Source organism: Akkermansia sp. (assembly GCF_020860705.1).
In the GTDB taxonomy this organism is placed as follows: domain Bacteria; phylum Verrucomicrobiota; class Verrucomicrobiia; order Verrucomicrobiales; family Akkermansiaceae; genus Akkermansia.
Genome location: NZ_JAJBTT010000009.1, coordinates 19,242 through 36,402 on the forward strand (window position 1 = coordinate 19,242; position 17,161 = coordinate 36,402).

14 protein-coding genes are annotated in these 17,161 nt (G+C 57.9%); 8 read left to right on the forward strand and 6 right to left on the reverse strand.

Annotated features, from left to right (window positions below; all coding sequences use genetic code 11):
- Positions 1–7 precede the first annotated feature (7 nt).
- The 5 genes from LIO64_RS01930 to LIO64_RS01950 all read left to right on the forward strand — a co-directional run bounded on the left by LIO64_RS01930 (position 8) and on the right by LIO64_RS01950 (position 4,041).
- Entirely contained in the window at positions 8–715 is a 708-nt protein-coding gene (locus LIO64_RS01930; RefSeq protein WP_343230534.1) for a DUF5131 family protein, read from the forward strand.
- Between the two features lie 164 nt (positions 716–879).
- Positions 880–1,812 (forward strand): shikimate dehydrogenase, encoded by a 933-nt coding sequence (locus tag LIO64_RS01935; protein WP_290547765.1) that lies wholly within the window; start codon positions 880–882, stop codon positions 1,810–1,812.
- A complete protein-coding gene (locus LIO64_RS01940; protein WP_290547766.1) occupies positions 1,805–2,830 on the forward strand; it encodes an A/G-specific adenine glycosylase in 1,026 nt (341 codons plus the stop codon). Before LIO64_RS01935 ends, LIO64_RS01940 begins: the two co-directional genes overlap by 8 nt.
- The gene (gene aat, locus LIO64_RS01945; RefSeq protein ID WP_290547767.1) at positions 2,827–3,405 is read left to right on the forward strand and encodes a leucyl/phenylalanyl-tRNA--protein transferase; all 579 of its coding nucleotides are present in this window, start codon (positions 2,827–2,829) and stop codon (positions 3,403–3,405) included. The genes LIO64_RS01940 and aat overlap by 4 nt, the downstream gene beginning before the upstream one ends.
- Before the next feature lie 63 nt (positions 3,406–3,468).
- Positions 3,469–4,041, forward strand: a complete 573-nt coding sequence (locus tag LIO64_RS01950; RefSeq protein WP_290547768.1) for a four helix bundle suffix domain-containing protein — start codon at positions 3,469–3,471, stop codon at positions 4,039–4,041.
- A gap of 130 nt (positions 4,042–4,171) precedes the next feature.
- Here LIO64_RS01950 and ppdK read toward each other — a convergent pair whose 3' ends face one another.
- Complete coding sequence (gene ppdK / locus LIO64_RS01955) at positions 4,172–6,916, reverse strand: pyruvate, phosphate dikinase (protein ID WP_290547769.1); 2,745 nt, start codon at positions 6,914–6,916, stop codon at positions 4,172–4,174.
- A 91-nt stretch (positions 6,917–7,007) separates the two neighbouring features.
- Here ppdK and LIO64_RS01960 point away from each other — a divergent pair, with 91 nt between their 5' ends.
- Positions 7,008–7,472 (forward strand): hypothetical protein, encoded by a 465-nt coding sequence (locus LIO64_RS01960; RefSeq protein WP_290547770.1) that lies wholly within the window; start codon positions 7,008–7,010, stop codon positions 7,470–7,472.
- Here the strand turns inward: LIO64_RS01960 and LIO64_RS01965 are convergent.
- From LIO64_RS01965 to LIO64_RS01975, 3 genes are all read right to left on the reverse strand, one after another.
- On the reverse strand, positions 7,420–8,958 hold the full coding sequence (locus tag LIO64_RS01965) for a glucose-6-phosphate isomerase (protein WP_290547771.1): 1,539 nt from the start codon (positions 8,956–8,958) through the stop codon (positions 7,420–7,422). The genes LIO64_RS01960 and LIO64_RS01965 overlap by 53 nt on opposite strands.
- Positions 8,959–8,982: 24 nt before the next feature.
- Positions 8,983–10,071: a tetratricopeptide repeat protein gene (locus tag LIO64_RS01970; RefSeq protein WP_290547772.1), complete on the reverse strand. Its 1,089-nt coding sequence runs from the start codon at positions 10,069–10,071 to the stop codon at positions 8,983–8,985.
- Between the two features lie 94 nt (positions 10,072–10,165).
- Positions 10,166–11,059, reverse strand: a complete 894-nt coding sequence (locus LIO64_RS01975; protein WP_290547773.1) for a class I SAM-dependent methyltransferase — start codon at positions 11,057–11,059, stop codon at positions 10,166–10,168.
- A 631-nt stretch (positions 11,060–11,690) separates the two neighbouring features.
- Here LIO64_RS01975 and LIO64_RS01980 point away from each other — a divergent pair.
- Both LIO64_RS01980 and LIO64_RS01985 read left to right on the forward strand, forming a co-directional pair.
- Positions 11,691–11,834 carry a hypothetical protein gene (locus LIO64_RS01980; RefSeq protein WP_290547774.1) on the forward strand — a complete coding sequence of 48 codons (144 nt, stop codon included), beginning with the start codon at positions 11,691–11,693 and terminating at the stop codon, positions 11,832–11,834.
- A 70-nt stretch (positions 11,835–11,904) separates the two neighbouring features.
- Positions 11,905–12,417: a hypothetical protein gene (locus LIO64_RS01985; protein ID WP_290547775.1), complete on the forward strand. Its 513-nt coding sequence runs from the start codon at positions 11,905–11,907 to the stop codon at positions 12,415–12,417.
- A gap of 371 nt (positions 12,418–12,788) precedes the next feature.
- Here LIO64_RS01985 and scpA read toward each other — a convergent pair whose 3' ends face one another.
- A complete protein-coding gene (scpA, locus tag LIO64_RS01990; RefSeq protein ID WP_290547776.1) occupies positions 12,789–14,933 on the reverse strand; it encodes a methylmalonyl-CoA mutase in 2,145 nt (714 codons plus the stop codon).
- A 23-nt stretch (positions 14,934–14,956) separates the two neighbouring features.
- A complete protein-coding gene (locus LIO64_RS01995) occupies positions 14,957–17,011 on the reverse strand; it encodes a methylmalonyl-CoA mutase family protein (RefSeq protein WP_290547777.1) in 2,055 nt (684 codons plus the stop codon).
- Positions 17,012–17,161: the final 150 nt, after the last annotated feature.

The window sequence follows — 17,161 nt, forward strand, 5'->3', positions numbered from 1 at the left end:
CAATCAAATGGCAATGTGGAACCCATGGCGCGGATGCCACCGGTACAGCGACGGATGCAAATTCTGTTATATTCACCAAGCCGACAGACGGCGGGGAATGGATACGGACGAGATCGTGAAAACGGACACGTTCTACGCCCCCATTTTAAAGAATAAAAAGGGAGACTACAGAATGAAATCCGGCCAGACCGTGTATCTGGGATTCTCCACGGATTTCCTCATCCGGGAGGCGGACCCGTGGCGCGGCGAATGCTGGGGCATGATCAGAGAACGCCCGGACCTGAACTTTATTTTCCTGACCAAAAGAATCGAACGGTTCATGGAATGCATCCCCGGCGATTGGGAGGACGGCTACGACAACGTCATCGTAGGCTGTACGGTGGAAAACCAGGACAGGGCGGATTTCAGGCTGCCCATCTTCAACAGGCTTCCCATCAAGCATAAAAATATCATTTGCCAGCCGCTTCTTGAGCAGGTGGACCTGACTCCGTATCTGCAGCAGGTCGAACTGGTCGTCGCAGGAGGAGAATCCAACAGATATGCCAGGCCCCTGAATTACGAATGGGTCTTATCCATCCGGGAGCAATGCATCCGGAGCAGGGTCCGTTTCCAATTCAGGCAATGCGGAACAAACTTCATCAAAGACGGAAAAATGTACCGTCTTCACGTCAGGCAGCTATGCAGCCAGGCGAAGAAGGCCGGCATCGACTGCTAATCCCCCTTCCGGAGTGCGGCAAAAAAACAGCACAGCCCTCCCGCATTCCGGACCACGGGGCAAAAAACGCCCGCAAGAAGGAATGATAGGTGTTTGCCTTGAAATCCGGCGGAATTTCATTCATAGTACACCGTGAACGCCTGAGACTGTTCCTCTATCTTTCCATGAAACCCTACTATACCCTGGCCGATCTTCTGGATGAAGAACATCCGTTTGATGCCGGGGAGTCCGTTCCCGCCAGACTGGCCGTGATCGGCTTCCCCATCGCCCATTCCAAATCCCCCGCCATGCAGCAGGCTGCGCTGGACGCTGCGGGCATCCGTGCGCGCTACATCCGCATCCAGGCTTCTCCGGAAGAGTTCGCAGACGTGGTGCGCGTCATCCGCGAAAAGGGATTCCTGGGCGCCAACGTTACCGTTCCCCACAAGCAGGCGGCCTGTTCCCTGTGCAACGATACGGACGCCCTTTCCCGCGCTACCGGGTCCGTCAATACGCTCGTCTTTCAGCAAGACGGCTCCATTTCCGGCTTCAATACGGACGGCCCGGGCTTTACACGCGCCATCCGGGAGGAATTTTCCGTGGATCTGCGCGATTTGAAAGTGATGCTTCTGGGCGCCTGCGGAGGAGCCGGGCTGGCCCTGGCCTACACCTGCGCCATGCAACACTGCGAACGGCTGACGCTGGCCGGAAGATCGGAAGAAAAGCTTCAGGACCTCAAGAGCAGACTCAGTTCCTTTTTCATTGACGAACACAGGCTGGAAGGTTCTTCCGACCGCCTGGGGGCGCATCTGAACAACACGCCGCGCTTTAATGAAGCTCTGGCGGAGGCAGACCTGATTGTCAATGCCACTTCTCTGGGACTGAAGCCCACGGACCCTTCCCCCGTGCCGTCCGTCCTGCTTTCCGCCCACCACCTGGTGTACGATTTACAGACGCATGACGACGCTTTCCAGATGGAAGCCCGCTTCCAGGGCGCCCGGGTCGCCAACGGCCTCTCCATGCTGCTTCACCAGGGGGCTCTTTCCTTTGAACGCTGGTTCGGCATGAAACCGGACATTTCCGCCATGCGCCAAGCCCTTGAACAAAAGCATGCCTGACACCGCACCCGATTTTGACATCCAGGCGTTCCGGACCGCGCTGGTGGAGTGGTTCAGGCGCGAGGGAAAGGATTACCCCTGGCGCCGGACAACAAACCCGTGGCATATCCTGGTTTCCGAGCTGATGCTGCAGCAGACCACCATTCCCACCGTTCTGGGTAGGTATGAACGGTGGATGCGCCAGTTTCCCACTCCGGGACATCTGGCTTCCGCGGACGAGCAGACGGCCCTGCGCTCCTGGGAAGGGCTGGGTTATTACCGCCGCGTACGCTCCCTTCAGGCTATCGCCAGGGAAATCGTCCATGAATTCGGCGGACAGTTCCCGGACAATCCGGAAGGACTGAAACGCCTGCCGGGCATCGGCCCCTATACGTCGGGCGCACTCCTCTCCTTTGCCTTCAACAAGGCGGCCCCCATTGTGGACGCCAACGTGGCCCGCGTGCTGGCCCGCATTGACAATTATTCCGTGCCCGTGGATTCCACGGAAGGCCTGAAATACCTGTGGACCCGCGCGGAAAACCTGGTAGACCCGGACCATGCCCGCGAATTCAATTCCGCCATCATGGAGCTGGGACAAACCTATTGCAGGATCAGCGCACCGGACTGCCTTCTCTGCCCGGTCCGCCCCTTCTGTTCCGCGGAGCAGCCGGAAAGGCTTCCTGTCAAAAATCCAAAACCGGAGATCACCCGGGTGGAGCACCACGACATTCTCTACATCCGCAGCAAATCCATCCTGCTGGCCAAGTGCTCGGAAGGGAAACGCCATGCCGGCATGTACCGCTTCCCCCAGCGGGAGGATGACCACACCCTTTCCTTGCCCCATGTCCTGAAACAGACCTACAGCGTCACCCGCTACAAGGTAACCCGTTACATCCACCATGTGACGGAGCCTCCGGTCTTCCGGGAGGGAGAGGAACTGGTGCCGCTGGACAAGGTTCACGAGCTGCCCATGGCTTCCCCGGACCGCAAGGCCCTGAACTCCCCCGTTCTCGGCAAACTGCTGGACCAGATCAGATGAATCCCGGACTGGCACCTGAACTGGTTCTTTCCGCCTACTGCCAGGGGTGTTTCCCCATGGCGGACCCGGAAACGGGGGAAATCTCCTTTTATGAACCGGACCCCCGCGCCCTGATTCCGCTGGACAACCGCTTTCACATTCCTCACGGCCTCAAGCGGGTTCTGAATAAAAAACCTTTTGAAATCCGGATGGACACCGCTTTTCCGGAAGTAGTTCATGCCTGCGCCCGGACAGACCAGCCGGAGGAACAATGGATAGACGTCCAGATTGAGGCGGTCTACGGCAGGCTTCACGACATGGGGTTCGCCCATAGCGTGGAGTGCTGGGACGAAGAAGGATTGCAGGGTGGCCTGTACGGGGTTTCCCTGGGAAAGGCCTTCTTCGGGGAAAGCATGTTCCACCGGAAAACGGACGCCAGCAAGATTGCGCTGGTGGCTCTGGTACAGTACCTGAGGGCGCACCAGTTCCTTTTTCTGGATACCCAGTGGACTACGCCGCATTTGTTGAAATTTGGCACGTATGAGGTGCCGGCCCGGGAATACCGGAGGCTGTTGAAAAGAGCGCTGGAGGGGTGAGAATGGGTTCAGGTTTTTGTTTTTTAATGGACAAAATAGGGATAAATAGACAAAATAAACTTCATGGACAGAATGGACCATGGATTTATTCCCAGGTACGGAGGTTACAGAAATCTGGTAGTGTACCGGATTGCGGAGATTATTTATGATTTTACCTTCCGGTTCTGCAACAAGTATGTGAAGAAACAGGGAAGAACGCATGACCAGATGGTCCAGGCGGCCCGCTCCGGCATGCAGAATATCGCGGAAGGGAGCGTGGATTCAGACGTCAGCAAGGCGTCTGAATTGAAACTGACGGGAATCGCCAAGGGAAGCCTTCAGGAATTAAAGGAGGACTACCTTTCCTACCTGCGCCAGCGGGGATTGGAACAGTGGGAAAACAACAGCCCGTATGCACAGGAGCTGATTGAAGCCAGGTTTCCTTCCGCACAGGAGGTCATCCGGTGGGTAGGAAGGTACAAGGATTTCCAGCCGGACCATTTTGGCGCCAATGCGGCGATTATCCTCATTAACGTGGCTCTTGGACTTCTCACGAGGCTGATCCAAGCTCAGGAACGGGATTTCATGCAAAACGGCGGCATCCGTGAACGCATGACCCGAGCACGCCTGGAAAGGCGAAAATACCGGGACAAATAATCCTGTTGTTTAAAAATTTCGTCCATCCAGTCCGCTCTGTCCATTTAGTCCATTTTCCTCCCTCCTCTCTACAAAAAAAGCCCGTGGCTCCGAAGAACCACGGGCTGTCTATTAACCCTTAACAAAGAGGTTACGCCTGTTCCAGAGCTGCCTGCGCGGCGGCCAGACGGGCCGTCGGAACGCGGTAGGGGGAGCAGCTCACGTAGGTCAGACCCAGCGTGTTGCAGAACTTGACGGAGGCGGGATCGCCGCCGTGTTCGCCGCAGATGCCAAGTTTGATGTCCGGGCGGGTGGAGCGGCCCAGTTCCACGGCAATCTTCATCAGCTTGCCGACGCCATCCTGGTCAATGGAGGCGAAGACGTTCTTCTTGATGATTTCCAGTTCCTGGTACTGCGGCAGGAAGGAGCCGGAGTCGTCGCGGCTCATGCCCAGGCCCGTCTGGGTCAGGTCATTGGTGCCGAAGGAGAAGAACTGGGCGGTTTCCGCGATTTCGTCAGCCGTAACGGCGGCGCGCGGGATTTCAATCATGGTGCCTACCAGGTAGTCCACCTTGGCGCCCTTTTCTTCAAATACCTGCTGGGCCACCTTGTCGATGATGGCTTTCTGGATGTCCAGTTCCTTCTTGAAGGCCACCAGGGGAACCATGATTTCAGGCACTACGGCGAAGCCTTCTTCCTGGGAGACTTCCACAGCGGCTTCAAAGATGGCGCGGGCCTGCATTTCCGTGATTTCCGGATAGGCGATGCCGAGACGGCAGCCGCGGTGGCCGAGCATCGGGTTGAACTCGTGGAGTTCAGCCACGCGGCGCATGATGACTTCCACGGGCATGCCGATCTTCTGGGCCAGGTCAAGCTGCTGTTCCTTCGTCTGGGGCAGGAATTCGTGCAGGGGCGGGTCCAGCAGGCGGATGGTGCCCGGCAGTCCCTTGAGCGCCTTGAAGATGCCCTTGAAGTCGCCCTTCTGGTAGGGAAGGAGCTTGGAAACGGCCGCCACGCGGTCGCTCTTCTTGGTGGAGAGGATCATTTCACGAACGAAGTCGATGCGGTCCCCTTCAAAGAACATGTGCTCCGTGCGGCAGAGGCCGATGCCGGTAGCGCCGAAGGCGATGGCGGTTTCCGTCTGCTTGGGAGAGTCCGCGTTGGTGCGCACTTTCATCTTCGTGCAGTCGTCGCACCACTGCATCAGCCTGGCGAAGTTCTGGTAGGTGCGGCTGTCTTCCGGCTTCATGGTCTTGGAGATCAGAACCTGGATGATTTCAGAAGGAGAGGTTTCCACCTTGCCGGCGTACACCAGGCCGCTCGTTCCGTCGATGGACATGTAGTCGCCTTCATTGAAGGTCATGCCGCCAACGGTGACGGTGCGGTTGTTGTAGTCCACGATGACTTCATCAGCGCCGCAGACGCAGACCTTGCCCATCTGGCGGGCAACGAGGGCCGCGTGGGAGGAAACGCCGCCGCGGGCGGTCAGGATGCCTTCAGCGGCAATCATGCCGCGCAGGTCTTCCGGAGAGGTTTCCAGACGGACCAGAAGCACTTTTTCACCGTTGTCCGCAGCTTCCACGCAGCGTTCGGCGTTCAGGTAAATGCGGCCGGTAGCGGCGCCGGGGCCGGCGGGGAGGCCGCGGGTCAGCATCGTGGCTTTCTTGATGGCTTCACGGTCAAAGATGGGGGTCAGCAGCTGGTCCACCTGGTCCGCGGGAATGCGGCGCACGGCGGTCTTCCAGTCGATCAGGCCCTGCTCCACCATTTCACAGGCGATGCGGAAGGCGGCCACGCCGGTGCGTTTGCCGTTGCGGGTCTGGAGCATGTACACGGTGCGGTCCTGAATGGTGAATTCAAAGTCCTGCATGTCGTGGAAGTGGCTTTCCAGCACTTCGCGGATCCGCATCAGTTCATTGAAGGCGGCGGGCATCACGTCGTGAAGGGCTGCCACGGGAGCGGGCGTACGCACGCCGGCCACCACGTCTTCACCCTGCGCGTTCATCAGGAATTCACCGTAAAATTCATTTTCGCCGGAAGCGGGGTTGCGGGTGAACGCCACGCCGGAACCGGATTCTTCACCCGTGTTGCCGAACACCATGGCCTGCACGTTGACGGCGGTGCCCCATTCGGACGGGATGCCGTATTTCTGGCGGTACACGATGGCGCGGTCATTGTTCCAGGAACCGAATACGGCGCCGATAGCACCCTGAAGCTGTTCCCACGGGCATTCCGGGAATTCATGGCCGGTGCGTTCCAGCACCAGGGCCTTGAAGCGGGAGACCAGTTCCTTCAGGTCATCCGCGGAGAGCTTGGTGTCTTCCACGTCTGCGCTGCCGTAGCGTTCTTCCTTGATGGCGGCGATGGCGGCTTCAAAGGGTTCGTGGTCTTCGTCCGGGTTCTTCTGCACGCCCAGCACCACGTCGCCGTACATCTGGACGAAGCGGCGGTAGCAGTCCCATGCAAAGCGGGGATTGCCGGTGGCCTTCACCATGGCTTCCACGGATTTTTCATTCAGGCCAAGGTTCAGAATCGTGTCCATCATGCCGGGCATGGATTCGCGGGCGCCGGAGCGCACGGCCACCAGCATGGGCATGGCTTCCGTATCGCCGAACTTGCGGCCCAAGATTTGTTCCATCCTGGCAATACCTTCCTTGATTTGCGCGTCAAGCTGGGCGGGATAGGTGCAACCGTGATCGTAGTAGTAAGTGCAAACCTCCGTGGTGATCGTGAATCCGGGAGGGACAGGAAGGCCGATGCGGGCCATTTCCGCAAGGTTGGCGCCCTTGCCGCCCAGAAGATTTTTCATGCTGCCATTGCCGTCGGCGGACCCTCCGCCGAAGGAATAGACGAATTTGTCAGTAGATGCGCTGCATGCGCAGGAATTGGTGGACATATCGATTATTGTAGTCGAATTAATGATTCTGCCCAAACATCAACCACAGGAGCCAACAAAAGACCCGATAGCGAGTTAGGGTCGAGTAAAGATGCCTTTGGCCTACTGCTTTGTCAACTCGAAATTGTACGGAAAACGAAAATGTTTTTCAATGTTTTTGGGAAAAAGAACGTATTCCAAAAACCTCTTTTCAAGGCCTGAATTATTCCCCGTTCCGATCATCCCGCTTTCCGTTGTCCCACATGGTCGGGAACTCCCTCCGGCAAAAGCCATCCGCTTCATGATGGAGAAGATTCACCGGGTACACACAGCCGGCGCCTTCTGGCCGGCAAAGCCGCAGAACCGGGATACCGGGAAGTTCATCCAGCCCCTCCTTGCCATGGAAATGGTGTTCCCTCTACTGACCGGCTTTTCATCTTTCAACAAGAAAAAGTCTATCAAAAGGAGAGCGGACGCCTATCAGTCAGATAAGCGTCCGCCGGAAATAATAGGGCTTTACTCTTTTACGCCTTGCAGAAGGTGTCTTCATCCGCACAACAGGCCTGAACCCACTTGACGGAAGAATCACTGGAGGCGATGTGGACCAGGCAGTGGTACACGGCTTCCTGGTCCGCATCCAGCCGGGCAGCCACCTGGGCGGCGGTTTCCGGAGAGGTACCCAGAGCGGCCCTCACCTTGCCCAGCAGGGCCAGGAAGGTGCCCGCCGCCTTTTTGCCGGCTTCCACGCCGGGCTGGTGGTAGGCGTTGATGTTCACCAGGGACGCATAGAAGGAGACGGCGCGCTCAAACAAGGCGATCAGCATGCCGAGCGTTTTGGCGTTCACTTCCGGAATGGAAATGGTAATGGAGGAACGGCCGGATTCCGCCAGCGCCTGACGGGTGCCGCGCAGGAAGCCCTGGAGGAAGTCTCCGCAGGTGGCACCCGCTTCCACTTCCACCGCATCCGCGGAGCATTCGCGCACTTCAATGAAAGTGGCAAAGAAGTTGTTCACCCCGTCACGGAGCTGCTGCACATAGGCGTGCTGGTCCGTGGAACCCTTGTTGCCGTACACGGAAATGCCCTGGCAGACTTCATTGCCGTCCAGGTCCAGCCTCTTGCCGAGGGACTCCATGATGAGCTGCTGAAGGTATTTGGAGAAGAGCACCAGGGCGTCCTTGTAAGGAAGAACCACCATGTCCTTTTCCCCCTTGCCGTTGGTGGCCTTGTACCAGGCCAGCGCCAGCTTCATGGAGGCATTGCACTTCACGCAATCCCGGCGGGTCTTTTCATCCATCAGCCGGGCGCCTTCCAGCAGTTCGTCCACGTCCACTCCCTGAAGCACGGCGGGAACGAGGCCCACCACGGACATGACGGACGTGCGACCGCCCACCCAGTCTTCCATCGGGAAGCGTTTGAGCCAGCCTTCCGCTTCAGCCGTTTTGTCCAGTTTGGAGCCCACGCCCGTGACGGCCACCGCCTGGGGAGCGAATTCCAGCCCGTTCTTTTTAAAGAAGTCCTGCGCCACCATCATGCCATTGCGGGTTTCCGGCGTACCACCGGATTTGGAGATGACGACGACGAGCGTTTCTTCCAGAGGAAGGGATTCCAGCACCCTGTACATGCCGTCCGGGTCCGTGTTGTCCAGGAAGAACATGTCCAGCCCTGCCGCCGGGATGGCGTCCGCCACCAGTTCCGGACCAAGGGCGGACCCGCCGATGCCGATGACGAGGGCGGCGGAATACTGTTCCGCGCGGGGAGGCGTGATTTTACCTTCCAGAACGTTCTGGCCAAAGGCCTTGACGTCCGCCAGAGGCCCGTCAATGGCGGCTTTCAGCTCCAGCGTGGGAGCCAGGGAGGAGTTGCGCAGCCAGTAGTGGCCCACCATGCGGTTTTCATCCGGATTGGCGATGGCGCCGGATTCCAGCGCCTTCATGTCGGCAAACGCCTTGTCTACCCGGCCTTGCATGGAAGACAGGAAAGCGTCGTCCAGCGGGAGTTTGGAAAAGTCAAGGGAGATGCCCAGTTCAGGGTAGCGAACGAGTTGTTGTGCGTATAGGCTCATGATAGTAATGAATTGGAAAAAGAGTTACTGGAGTTTTTTCAGGATGCTTTTGGCCTGCACGTCATCCTGGTCCGCCGCTTTCTGGAACCACTCCCGGGCCTTGGCAAGATCCTTGGGAACGCCAAACCCCGTCTGGTACATCACGCCCAGGTTGTATTGTTCCGAGGCATAGCCTTCCGCCGCCGCCCGCTGGCGCATGCGGAATTGTTCCCGGGCTTCCGCGGCAGACAAACCCAGGGCCTGCGCCGCTTCCGGCCATGTGGCGCCGAATTTGGAGGCGGAGGGGGCATATCCGGCCGAGCCAGCCTTGCGGTGCATTTCCTCCGCTTTTTTCTTGTCCCGCTTTACTCCATACTTGCCCAGATCGTACAGGAATGCCATGCCCCAGTAGCCGCGTGGACTGCCCAATTCCGCCGCCTGCTGGAAGCATTCAAAGGCGTCCTCATATTTTTTGGAGCCCATGGAGCGCACGGCATCGGAAATGTGAAGCTCAGCTTCCTTCAATCCCGGAAATTCCGGAATGGCCGCCCATTCCCTTTTCAGTTCCTCCCTGTCCCTTTTGGATGCGGGAGGCATGCCGGACGGTCCGGAAAAGCGGAAGAGGGGGAAGTATCCTTCCATGGCCCCCATGTTGCCCAGGCCGGACATCAGGAAGACGCCGGGGGCTACCTTCCACATGTGCATGTACAGGATGCGTCCTTCCTGAAGGGATTCCTTGGCCACCCATTCCGGCATGTTCGCCGGTTCCCCGAATTTTTCCGTCAGGCCCACCAGAAGCGCCTTGTAGGCGGATTTCAGTTTGGTTTCATACTCGGAACTGCGGCATTTGTTCCGGGAGTAGAAGACCACGGCCCGCAGGCCGCCGGAACGGTCATAGTCAAAGTTCAGGGAAAAGGTCTGGCCGCCTATGGGCCGCCGGGTTTTAAAAACGCCATTGAGTCCGGTACGTGAAAGAAGGGCATCCGTGGGCGGTCCTTCCAGCTGCTTGCTCTGCCTCAGGGTTTTCAGAACCTGGTCCTTATCCATTCCCACCTCCAGGTTTTCATAGAGAGCGGCGAGCAAAGGGGTGCACGTAAGTGCAAAGAACCCCGCAACATAAGCTAGTTTTTTCATGAAAAAGTAATTGGGCGGTTTCCTATCAGACGGAGAAGGTTTTCAAAAGGATAAAATGCGTCAGCGACGGTGAGGAAATTTTTTCATAAAATATTCATTTCCAATCTATCCACAATCTTTTCAAATAATCCTCTCCGGTGAAATCCGGAGGCATGGGATCATGGGTCAGCCGGAAGCCGGGAACGGCCTCCGCCACCATCCTGCGAAAGTCCTCATGGCTCAGCTTGCGGCAGTTGCTGGTGCACAGCATCCAGCCGCCCGGTTCCAGGCATTCGCGCGCCTGGGCCACCAGTTCCCCGTAATGGGATTCCACACGGAACACCCGCCCCCGGTCATCCCGGGAAAACGTGGGAGGATCCAAGATAATGCCGTGGAAGGTCCGGCCCTGCCGGGCGAAACGTTCCAGCCAGTGCCGCACGTCGCCCTTGCAGAAATACTGGGTGGAAGGATCGATTCCGTTCAGATTGAGATTTTCCCTGGCCCAGTCCAGGCACGGCTGCGCCAGGTCCAGCGTAGTCGTCTGAGCCCCTCCCAGCGCGGCATAAACGGAAAAAGCCCCCGTATAGGCAAAGGTGTTCAGCACCCTCATGCCGGAACCGCTCCGTTCCCTGACCTGGCGGCGGTGGTCGCGCTGGTCCAGAAAGATTCCCTGAGAATAACCGGTGGACATGTCTATTTTGAAACGCACGCCCTGCTCCGTTACCGTAAATTGCAGGGGGAGTTCCGGTCCGGAGATTTGTACGGGAGCCTCTTTCTGGTTCTGTTCCAGCCTTTTGTGGAAGACGGGCACATCCATTTCCCGAAGTTCACGCTCCAAGTCCGCAGGGATGGGGCAATCGCGCGTGGAGACCAGAATGCGGTCTCCCATCTGGTCTGCAAATACGTCCGGGCGGCCATCCCCTGCCCCGTCAATTACCCGGAAGATATCCGTATCAGGGGGAATCAATCCCTTCTTGAAATCCAGGCAATGACGGTAGGTGCGGCTCACGGCGGGACGAGACTACGGAATTTGACCGCCAGGGGCAAGCAAAAGCAATAAAAGCGGAGCCGGGATAAAGCCGGAAGGATCCCCGCAGTCCGCTGCGGCAACCCGTCCCATTAATCCCTCTTCCGTGTTTTTCTTCATGGCCGCTCTACTGGGAACAAGGGGCTCCCGCCCCTTGTAAACGCTGAATGGAAAACAGGAAGAGAAATATTTCCCCTTCGTTACATTTGGGAACAGATTTATCTATGAAGGTCAGGGAAACCGGAAATACCCGGTTGAACGGAAAAGAAAGCTTGAAATCCGAAGTCTTGAAGAATGGGAAAACAGAGAAAATCAAACCTCTGCTTCCAGTCACAAGCAATGGAGCTGCGTCACCACATCGCGGATGACTGATTTCCGGGGAATTAGTTCCCATGACCAAGGGAGTGCCGCAGGCCACTGCAGCAGCTGAATGACCGGATGGCCCACAAGACATTTTTTCTCTTTAAAGCGTGTTTTCTAGGGTTTGCCTTGTTCCTGTTTTATTAGGAGATTACAAAGGGCGGGAGCCCCTTGTTCCCAGTAGAACGACCGTGAAAAAAACACGGAAGAAGGATAACGGGAGTGCTATATTCAAATACTCTGTTGACGACTGATGGCATGGGGCAACACCGCAAGCCCGGACGGCAACCAGAAACAACTTGAGCGGCAATCAAAATACTTTAAAAAAGAGGATGTTCCGGAAACATTGGCGGTTCAGTTGCCTCAACATTGGAGAGGCCTCAACAAGTCTGCCTGAAAAAGAGATTTTCTCTTGCAACACCGACGGAGTCATGAGATGAAGAAAGGTAACCCATTCTTATCCTGATATGAAAACATTATTATTGGCCGCTGCCCTGCTGGCCCCCTGCTCGTTCCCTTTTTCCCTGGCCGCAGAAGGTGATTTTACTGAACAGGGAGTGACCGTTTCCGAGAACCGGGAGACAAAAGCCTGGAAAGTGTCAGACGGAACCCGGTCATATGAATTCCAGATGCCGGTCAAGGGAAAGGTCTGCGCCGCGGTGGACGTTCCGGAATGGAATACCATCTTCATCGGCGTGCAGACAAGCCCTACCCGCTTCGATATTCTGGCCGTCTCCAAAAAGGACGGGAAAGTTTCCCTGGTAGAATTGGACCAGCATTATTATGCGGACGGCCACGCTTTTCCACTTTCCCCCGGAGATACCATTACACTGAAATCCCTGAAGATGGAAACAACACCAAACGGCAGGGCTCTTTTTACATACCCTGTCATCAAGTACAAGGGAGAGTATGAATCAGAAACAGGCCTGAGCATTAAACCTCTGGAAGATGGAACCTTTCAGGGCTGGGTCAACCGGTAAAGGACAAGAGTCCATTCCACAGTTGAGCCGGAATTAGGGCCTCCGGCCTCTGCGGTATCCCGTGCCATTGATCCTTTTTACGCGTTTTTTCATAGATGGCTTTTTATGAACGCGCTGCTGGGAGTAAGGGCCGCCCGGCCCTTATCAACTCCACACGGAAAACAGGAACAAAGCAAGCGCTGAAGACCACGTTTGAAAAAGAAAGGATGTCCTGCGACATCCGGTGATCCAGTCACCGCCAGGGCTTGCGGTGCTCCATAGGGAAAAGAACATCCGTTCAGAGAGCCCGGCTGAAACGGAGTTTACTAAAAAGGAGCCGGATCACATGATCCGGCTCCTTGACGATCGAGGATATTTTCCCAACGAAGGCCTTAGTCGGCGTACTGTTCGTTGAGGGCTTCCATGATTTCCTTGGAGGCTTCCGGAATGTTGGTGCCGGGGCCGAAGATGGCTACCGCGCCGTGTTCCTTCAGGAAGTCATAGTCCTGGGCGGGAATGACGCCGCCGCAGAAGACCAGGATGTCAGGACGGCCCTGCTTCTTGAGTTCTTCCACAAGGGTGGGCAGAAGCACCTTGTGGCCTGCGGCCAGGGAGCTCATGCCGATCATGTGCACGTCGTTTTCAATCGCCATCTTGGCGGTTTCCTCCGGCGTCTGGAAGAGCGGGCCTACGTCCACGTCAAAGCCGAGGTCGGCATAGGCGGAGGAGACCACCTTGGCGCCGCGGTCGTGGCCGTCCTGGCCCATCTTGGCGACGAGGATGCGGGGACGACGTCCCGTGCGTTCGGCGAAGTCGTCCGTCATCTTGCGGACTTCCTCCACCAGCGGATCTTGACCATAGGATTGAGCGTACACGCCGGTAATGAGTTTGATTGGTGCTTTATGGCGCCCGAAGTGTTTTTCCAGGGCGGAGGAAATTTCACCCAGGGAGGCGCGGGCCTTGGCCGCCTTGATGGCGAGGTCAAGGAGGTTGCCTTCACCCGTGCGGGCGCATTCGGACAGGGCTTCCAGAGCAGCTTCGCACGCGGCGGAGTCACGTTCCGCACGCAGCTTTTGCAGGCGGGCGATCTGGGCGTCCCGGACGGTGGTGTTGTCCACTTCCAGAATGTCGATCTTGGCTTCCTGTTCCAAACGGTACTTGTTGACGCCGATGATCGGCTCCTTGCCGGAGTCAATGGCAGCCTGGCGGCGTGCCGCGGCTTCTTCAATGCGCATCTTGGGCAGTCCTGTTTCAATGGCCTTTGCCATGCCGCCCAGTTTTTCCACTTCCTGAAGGTGGGCCCAGCCCTTGCGGATGAGCTCGTTGGTCAGGTATTCCACGTAGTAGGAACCGCCCCACGGGTCGATCACTTTACAAATGGTGGTTTCATCCTGCAGATGGAGCTGGGTGTTGCGGGCGATGCGGGCGGAGAAGTCCGTCGGCAGCGCGATCGCTTCGTCCAGGGAGTTCGTGTGTAGGGACTGCGTGTGGCCGCAGGCGGCGGCCAGGGCTTCAATGCAGGTGCGGGTCACGTTGTTGAACGGGTCCTGCTCCGTGAGGGACCAGCCGGAAGTCTGGGAGTGCGTGCGCAGGGCCAGGGACTTCGGGTTCTTGGGGTTGAACTGCTTGATGAGCTTGGCCCACAGCACGCGTGCGGCGCGCATCTTGGCCACTTCCATGAAGTAGTTCTTGCCCTGGGCCCAGAAGAAGGAAAGGCGCGGAGCGAAGGCGTCAATGTCAATGCCGGCCTTGATCCCGGTGCGCACATATTCCAGGCCGTCCGCAAGCGTGTACGCCATTTCCAGGTCCGCCGTGGCGCCGGCTTCCTGCATGTGGTAGCCGGAGATGGAAATGGAGTTGAACTTGGGCATGTACTTGGAGGTGAACTCAAAGATGTCCGCAATGATCTTCATGGAAGGATCCGGCGGATAAATGTAGGTGTTGCGCACCATGTATTCCTTGAGGATGTCATTCTGGATCGTGCCGGAGAGCTGGTCCAGCGTGCAGCCCTGTTCCTGGGCCGCCACGATGTAGAAGGCCAGCACGGGAAGCACGGCGCCGTTCATGGTCATGGAGACGGACATCTTGTCCAGCGGAATACCCTTGAAGAGGATTTCCATGTCCAGGATGGAGTCTACGGCCACGCCGGCCTTGCCCACGTCACCCACCACGCGGGGGTGGTCGGAGTCATAGCCGCGGTGCGTCGCCAGGTCAAAGGCGATGGAAAGCCCCTTCTGCCCGGCCGCCAGGTTGCGGCGGTAGAAGGCGTTGGATTCTTCCGCCGTGGAGAAGCCCGCGTACTGGCGCACCGTCCAGGGACGTGCGACGTACATGGTGGCGTACGGTCCGCGGAGGTTGGGGGCCACACCGGCCGTAAAGTCCAGGTGCAGGCAGTCGTCGTACACGTTTTCCGAGTAGGTGGGCGGTACGGGAATCTGTTCATTGGTCATCCAGGTTTCCGTTTCGGAAGCCGTGGTCTGGGCACCAGCCTTGATTTCAGGATAGGAGGCGGATGCAAAATCAGGAATATTGCTCATTGAATGAAATAGGTTGGTGGTTTTTAGAGGCCGATCTTGTTCTGGATAGCTTCAACGGTGTTGTAGCAGTTGGCCTTGACATGGATGAAGATATCCACGCCGGCTTCCTTGAACGCTTCCACATGGTCGGCCGGATAACCGGCGAGGGCCACCATCATGTCCGGTTTGATTTCGTTGAGCGCCTTGCAGAAGGCGGGAACGATTTCCGGATAGGTGTCGTCCGTGGAGCAGATTACGCACACGGCGCAGCCGCTTTCCGCGGCGCCTCTGGCCGCATCTTCCGGAGTCTGGAAGCCGGACGGGTAAACCACGTCCAGACCGCCGGCCCGCAGGAAGTCGCGGGAGAAGTCCGCACGGGCCTTGTGCTGGCGCAGCGGTCCCATGTTCGCAAAGAACACCATCGGGCGGGAGCCTTTTTCCTGCACCCAGGCGTCAGCCTTGGCAAGCAGGGATTCAAAGCGTTCCGCCAGGCGGCGCTTCGGCAGGGCTTCGATTTCCAGCGGCGCACCGCACTTGCAGTCGGCGCCGGCCACCAGGGCCTTGTTAATCAGACAGGTGGAGAAGCCTTCCCCGGCAGCCTTGCAGGCGGAATCCACGCTCATTTCCACGTTCGGAAGCTGTACGTCCGCATTCTTGCAGCAACCGTGCCCCTTGGAGGCGGAGCATCCGGCGCCTTCCGGCGTTTCCAGCTTTTTCTCCGTCAGGTTGACGTACTGGTTGACGCCCACGATGGACTGGCGGCGCTGGTCGGCCAGTTCATACCGCTTGGCGGCGGTGGCGTTCACGCTCTTCTGAATGGTACCGGCCTGGAGGGCCTTGATAACGCCGCCTTCCTTTTCAATACCCTGGAAGACGTTCCAGATGTTGCGGGAGGCTTCGTCCGTCAGGTTTTCCAGGTACCAGGAACCGCCGGCGGGGTCCACCACCTTGTCCAGGTTGCATTCGCCCAGCAGTATCAGCGGGCAGTTGCGGGCGATGCGGCGGGAGAATTCGTCCGGCATGCGCACGGCCGCGTCAAAGGGCAGCACGTCAATGCTGTCCACGCCGCCCATGATGGCGGAGAAGGCCTGGGCGGAACCGCGCAGAAGGTTGACCCAGGGATCCACCTTGGAAAGGGTCCAGAAGGAGGTGCGGGCATGAAGCTTGATTTTCGCGGCTTCTTCACTGCCGCCGCATTCCTTCACGATGATGGCCCAGAGTTCGCGCAGAGCGCGGATCTTGGCGATTTCCAGGAACAGGTTGGCGCCGACGGAAACCGTAAAGCGCATGTGCGCGGCGGTTTCATCCACGGAGATGCCGCGTTCCTCCATGGCGCGAAGGTAGGCCACGGCGGTCGCCAGCATGGCGCCCACTTCTTCAAAGGCGGAAGCGCCGGAGTCTGCGTAGGGCAGCCCGCTGACGCCGATGGTCTGGAAGGAGGGGGCATTGGCGATGGCCCACTTGGTCATCACGGCCATCTGGTCATAGTAGGCGCAGATGCCCTTCCCTCCGCAGAGGGAACCCTTCATCACGGCTTTCCCCACCGGGTCGTACAGAACGCCGCCCTTGAGGTCCGCCGTATTGAAGCCGGCGGCCTTGTACGTGTTCAGGAACATGGAGAGCGTACCCAAACCGCAGGAGCCGGGCGTGATATACACGGGCTGCTTGTCCAGCTGGACGCCCTTGAGGGCGGTATCCCAGTCAGCCTGCTTGCGCAGCTTCAGGCCGCACTTGCAGTTGAGCTGGACGTTCACGGCGGTCAGGCCGCGGTCCAGGTCATGCAGGAGCTTGCTGTTGAAATCTTCCGGAGTGGAGGCGGGAATGCTCTGGGCAATTTCGCAGGGCTTTTCCACATAGCCCAGGGCGCGCGTTCCGCGGCGGTACGGGAACTGCCCGGCAGGCATTACCGGAGCGTGTTCATCCCACTTGTTATAGATGGGATGCAGAGTGATTCCTTCCACAAGCTTGGTAAAAAGCTTCTTGTCAAAATCAGCCCCTTTCAAGGCAGCGACGGCTGCCTCACGCCATTCGGCGTAGGTGGCTGGTGCGAATTCTCCGAAGTCAACCTCCGGAGCCGTTGTTTTGTTTCCCTGTTGCATGGCGAAGTCAATGGGTAAGGCCTATATGTTGGTTTTTAGTCATGCGCAAATCAGGCCAGATTTTAAAGCGCGGCGTTATTTTAGGAAATCAAACTATAAAGTCCAGCGATAAAAACACTTCAGACCCAATGCAGGAGAATTTGCCCCATC

Excerpts from the sequence above, each read along its gene's own strand:
- LIO64_RS01930 (WP_343230534.1), top strand. The coding sequence starts at position 8 with ATGGCAATGTGGAACCCATGGCGCGGATGCCACCGGTACAGCGACGGA.
- LIO64_RS01935 (WP_290547765.1), top strand. The coding sequence starts at position 880 with ATGAAACCCTACTATACCCTGGCCGATCTTCTGGATGAAGAACATCCG.
- LIO64_RS01940 (WP_290547766.1), top strand. The coding sequence starts at position 1,805 with ATGCCTGACACCGCACCCGATTTTGACATCCAGGCGTTCCGGACCGCG.
- aat (WP_290547767.1), top strand. The coding sequence starts at position 2,827 with ATGAATCCCGGACTGGCACCTGAACTGGTTCTTTCCGCCTACTGCCAG.
- LIO64_RS01950 (WP_290547768.1), top strand. The coding sequence starts at position 3,469 with ATGGACAGAATGGACCATGGATTTATTCCCAGGTACGGAGGTTACAGA.
- ppdK (WP_290547769.1), bottom strand. The coding sequence starts at position 6,916 with ATGTCCACCAATTCCTGCGCATGCAGCGCATCTACTGACAAATTCGTC.
- LIO64_RS01960 (WP_290547770.1), top strand. The coding sequence starts at position 7,008 with ATGCCTTTGGCCTACTGCTTTGTCAACTCGAAATTGTACGGAAAACGA.
- LIO64_RS01965 (WP_290547771.1), bottom strand. The coding sequence starts at position 8,958 with ATGAGCCTATACGCACAACAACTCGTTCGCTACCCTGAACTGGGCATC.
- LIO64_RS01970 (WP_290547772.1), bottom strand. The coding sequence starts at position 10,071 with ATGAAAAAACTAGCTTATGTTGCGGGGTTCTTTGCACTTACGTGCACC.
- LIO64_RS01980 (WP_290547774.1), top strand. The coding sequence starts at position 11,691 with ATGGCATGGGGCAACACCGCAAGCCCGGACGGCAACCAGAAACAACTT.
- LIO64_RS01985 (WP_290547775.1), top strand. The coding sequence starts at position 11,905 with ATGAAAACATTATTATTGGCCGCTGCCCTGCTGGCCCCCTGCTCGTTC.
- scpA (WP_290547776.1), bottom strand. The coding sequence starts at position 14,933 with ATGAGCAATATTCCTGATTTTGCATCCGCCTCCTATCCTGAAATCAAG.
- LIO64_RS01995 (WP_290547777.1), bottom strand. The coding sequence starts at position 17,011 with ATGCAACAGGGAAACAAAACAACGGCTCCGGAGGTTGACTTCGGAGAA.